Annotated in this window: 3 protein-coding genes; 2 read left to right on the forward strand and 1 reads right to left on the reverse strand. The window is 71.2% G+C overall.

The window, feature by feature from the left end; all coding sequences use genetic code 11:
• Positions 1-276 (reverse strand): hypothetical protein (locus ACWD3H_RS47465; RefSeq protein ID WP_451959771.1); only part of this gene is annotated, 276 nt, incomplete at its 3' end.
• A gap of 30 nt (positions 277-306) precedes the next feature.
• Here ACWD3H_RS47465 and ACWD3H_RS47470 point away from each other — a divergent pair.
• On the forward strand, positions 307-1,248 hold the full coding sequence (locus ACWD3H_RS47470) for a condensation domain-containing protein (protein WP_451959772.1): 942 nt from the start codon (positions 307-309) through the stop codon (positions 1,246-1,248).
• A partial coding sequence (locus tag ACWD3H_RS47475; RefSeq protein ID WP_451959773.1) for a non-ribosomal peptide synthetase occupies positions 1,245-3,619 on the forward strand: 2,375 nt, incomplete at its 3' end. The genes ACWD3H_RS47470 and ACWD3H_RS47475, both read left to right, overlap by 4 nt.

Consider the following 3,619-nt stretch of genomic DNA (forward strand, 5'->3'; position numbering starts at 1 on the left):
ACGGTGCATCATCTGGCGGTGGACGGGGTGTCCTGGCGCATCCTGTTGCCGGACCTGTTCACCGCCTGGCACGCGACCGGTCAGGAAGCGGTCCCACAGGCGGCAGTTCACGAAGGGGTCGCCCAACGATCGGCCCCGCGAAAGACGACAGCGCACGAAGGAGCCGGTCAGGAAACGGCCCCGCAGGCGGCAGTTCACGAAGGGGTCGCCCAACGATCGGCCCCGCGAAAGACGACAGCGCACGAAGAGGCCATCCGGCAAGACGCGACCGCTCAAGAAGGGCTCCTTCAGGGAGCGGTCGCTCAGGTGAGAGTCCCGGTGCTGGAGCCGGTGCCCACCTCCTTCCGTACCTGGGCACACCGCCTGCACGACGAGGCTCCCAACAGGGTCGGCGAACTTGACCACTGGGCCGAGATCCTCGACGGCCCTGATCCGCGTATCGGGCGCAGGCCCCTCGATCCGCGCCTCGACACCGCCGCGACGTTGCGCAGTCTCCGCCGTACCCTGCCTCCGGAGAAGGCCGAACCTCTGCTGGCGGCCGTCCCCGCCGCGTTCCACGGCCGGGTCAACGACGTGCTGCTCGCCGGGCTGGCCCTGGCCGTGACCCACTGGCGCAGGAGGCGCGGCGCCCGGGGCACCTCCGTCCTGCTCGACCTGGAGGGGCACGGCCGTGCGGAGATCTTCCCCGACGTCGACCTGTCCAGGACCGTGGGCTGGTTCACCACCATCCACCCCGTCAGGCTCGACCCGGGTCTGACCGGCTGGTCCGACGAGCGGGCCGCGGCTCAGGCGATCAAAAAGGTCAAGGAGCAGCTCAGGGCGCTGCCCGACCCGCTGGGTTACGGGATGCTCCGCCATCTCGTGCCGGAGACCGCGCAGAAGCTCGCCGAGCTTCCCCGCCCGCAGATCGTGTTCAACTACCTCGGCCGGGTCGCGGTCACCGGAGGCGACTGGAACCTGGTTCCCACCGAGATCGGCGGCTACGACCCCGGGATGCCGGTGGCCCATGTCCTGGAGGTCAACGTGACCACGCACGACCGGCCGGACGGCCCTCACCTGGAGGCCGTCTGGTCCTGGCCCGAGGGGGTGCTCGACGAGGCGGAGGTCGCCGAACTGGCCGAGACCTGGTTCGAGGCGCTCGCCGGGCTGGCCGAGCACGGCGCGGGAGGACACACACCGAGCGACCTCCTGGTCGATCTGGACCAGGAGGAGATCGACCGTATCCAAGCCGCGTGGGAGAAGCGTTGACGCAGGTCCAGGACATCCTCCCGCTCTCGCCGCTGCAGCAGGGCCTGTTCTTCCACGCCCTCCACGACGAGCACGACCTCTACACCGCGCAGGTCACCCTCGACCTGGACGGCCCGCTGGACGTTCCCGCGCTCCGTGCCGCCGCCGCCAGGCTGCTCGAACGCCACTCCAACCTGCGCGCCGCCTTCTGGCACGAGGACCTCAGCCGGCCCGTCCAGGTCATTCCGGACAGTGTCGAACCGTCCTGGCGAGAGGTCGAGGGGGCAGATCCGGCCGCGGTGGCCGCGGAGGAGAGGGCACGCCCGTTCGACCTGGCGGTGCCGCCGCTCATCCGCTTCGTTCTCGTACGACCGGAGCCCGGCAGGCACCGGCTGATCATCACCAACCATCACATCCTGCTCGACGGATGGTCCACCCCGCTGCTTGTCGCCGAACTGCTGGCGCTCTATCTCGGTGTGGAGGCTCCGCCCGCGCCGCCGTACAAGAACTACCTGGCCTGGCTGTCCCGCCAGGACCGCGCCGCCGCGAAGGATGCCTGGGACCGGGCACTGGAGGGCATTGACGAGCCGACGCTGGTCGCGCCCGCCGCGGGCGCGCCCGTGACGCCGGGCAAGGTCGCCACCGAGCTGGGCGCCGACCTGACCGCCGCGCTGACCAGACTGGCCCGTCGCCGTGGCGTCACGGTCAACACGGTCCTGCAGGGAGTGTGGGGACTGCTGCTCGCCAAGCTGACCGGCCGCGAGGACGTCGTCTTCGGCGCGGTCGTATCGGGCCGCCCGCCTGAGCTGCCCGGGGTCGAGCGCATGGTCGGCCTGTTCATCAACACCGTGCCCGTCCGGGTCCGGCTCCGGCCCGCCGAGTCCGTCGGCGAAATGCTGGAACGCCTCCAGGACGAGCAGGCGGAGCTGATGCCCCACCATCACCTGGGGCTGACCGAAATCCAGCGCGGCATCCTGTTCGACACGGTCACCGTGCTGGAGAACTACCCATTCGATCCCTCCACCGTAGGTACCGCCCTTGGCGAGGTGCGGCTGACCGGCTTCGGCTCGACAGACGCCCATCACTACCCTCTCGCCCTCGCCGCCGTCCCCGGCGACCGCCTCACCCTGCGGCTGGACCACCGGCCCGACCTGTTCAGCACCGCCGAGGCCCGGCGGCTGCTCGACCGGATGAGCCTGCTGCTCACCACGATCGTCACCGACCCGGACACGCCGGTCGGCCGGATCGGCATCCTTGACGTCGCCGAGCACAACCAGGCCGTCGAGGAGTGGAACGACACCGGAGCACCGGTGCCGCGCCGTACGTTGCCCGAGCTCTTCGAAGCCGCCGTCGTCCGTGACCCCGAGGCCACCGCGCTGGTCCACCTCGGTGAGGCTGTCACGTACGGGCAGCTCAACGGCCGCGCCAACCGGTTGGCTCGGCTGCTGGTGGCCGAGCACGGAATCGGTCCCGAGCGGTTGGTGGCGCTGAGGCTGCGCCGTTCCGCTGATCTGGTGGTCGCGGCGCTGGCGGTGCTGAAGGCGGGCGGTGCGTACCTGCCCGTCGACCTCGGCTACCCGGAGGAACGGGTCGCCTACATGCTCGCGGACGCCGCCCCCGCCCTGGTGGTCGACGCCGGCTGGCTGGCCGGGGCCGACACCTCCGGATACGCGGAGTCCGATCTCGGTGTGCCGCTCGTGCCGGAGCGTCCGGCGTACGTGATCTACACCTCCGGCTCGACGGGGCGGCCCAAGGGCGTCGTGGTCACCCACGCCGGCATCGCCGCCCTCGCGTGCTCGCAGGTCGACAGGTTCGGGATCACCCCGGACAGCCGCGTTCTGCACTTCGCCTCGCCGAGCTTCGACGCCTCGGTCATGGAACTGCTGATGGCCTTCGCCGCCGGGGCCGCCCTGGTCATTCCTCCTTCCGGCGCCTACAGCGGAGCCGCGCTGGCCGATGCCCTGCGGGAGGCGCGGGTCACCCACGCCCTGATCCCCCCGGCAGCCCTGGCCGGGGTTCCGGAGGTCTCGCTGCCCGACCTGCGGACCTTGATCGTCGGCGGGGACGCCTGTGCGCCGAACCTGGTGGACGCCTGGGCCCCCGGCCGTCTGATGATCAACGCGTACGGCCCGACAGAGGCGACCATCGCCGCCACCATGAGCGCCCCCCTGAAGGCGGGTGAGATCCCGCCGATCGGCTCGCCGGTCCGCGACGCCCGGGCGTACGTGCTGGATTCGTGGCTGCGGCCGGTTCCGGCCGGGGTGGAGGGGGAGCTGTACCTGGCCGGGCCCGGTCTCGCGCGGGGGTATCTGGGGCGGGCCGGGTTGACGGCGGAGCGGTTTGTGGCGTGTCCGTTTGATGGGTCCGGTGGGCGGATGTATCGGACGGGGGA

This window comes from Streptosporangium sp. NPDC002607 (assembly GCF_053592655.1).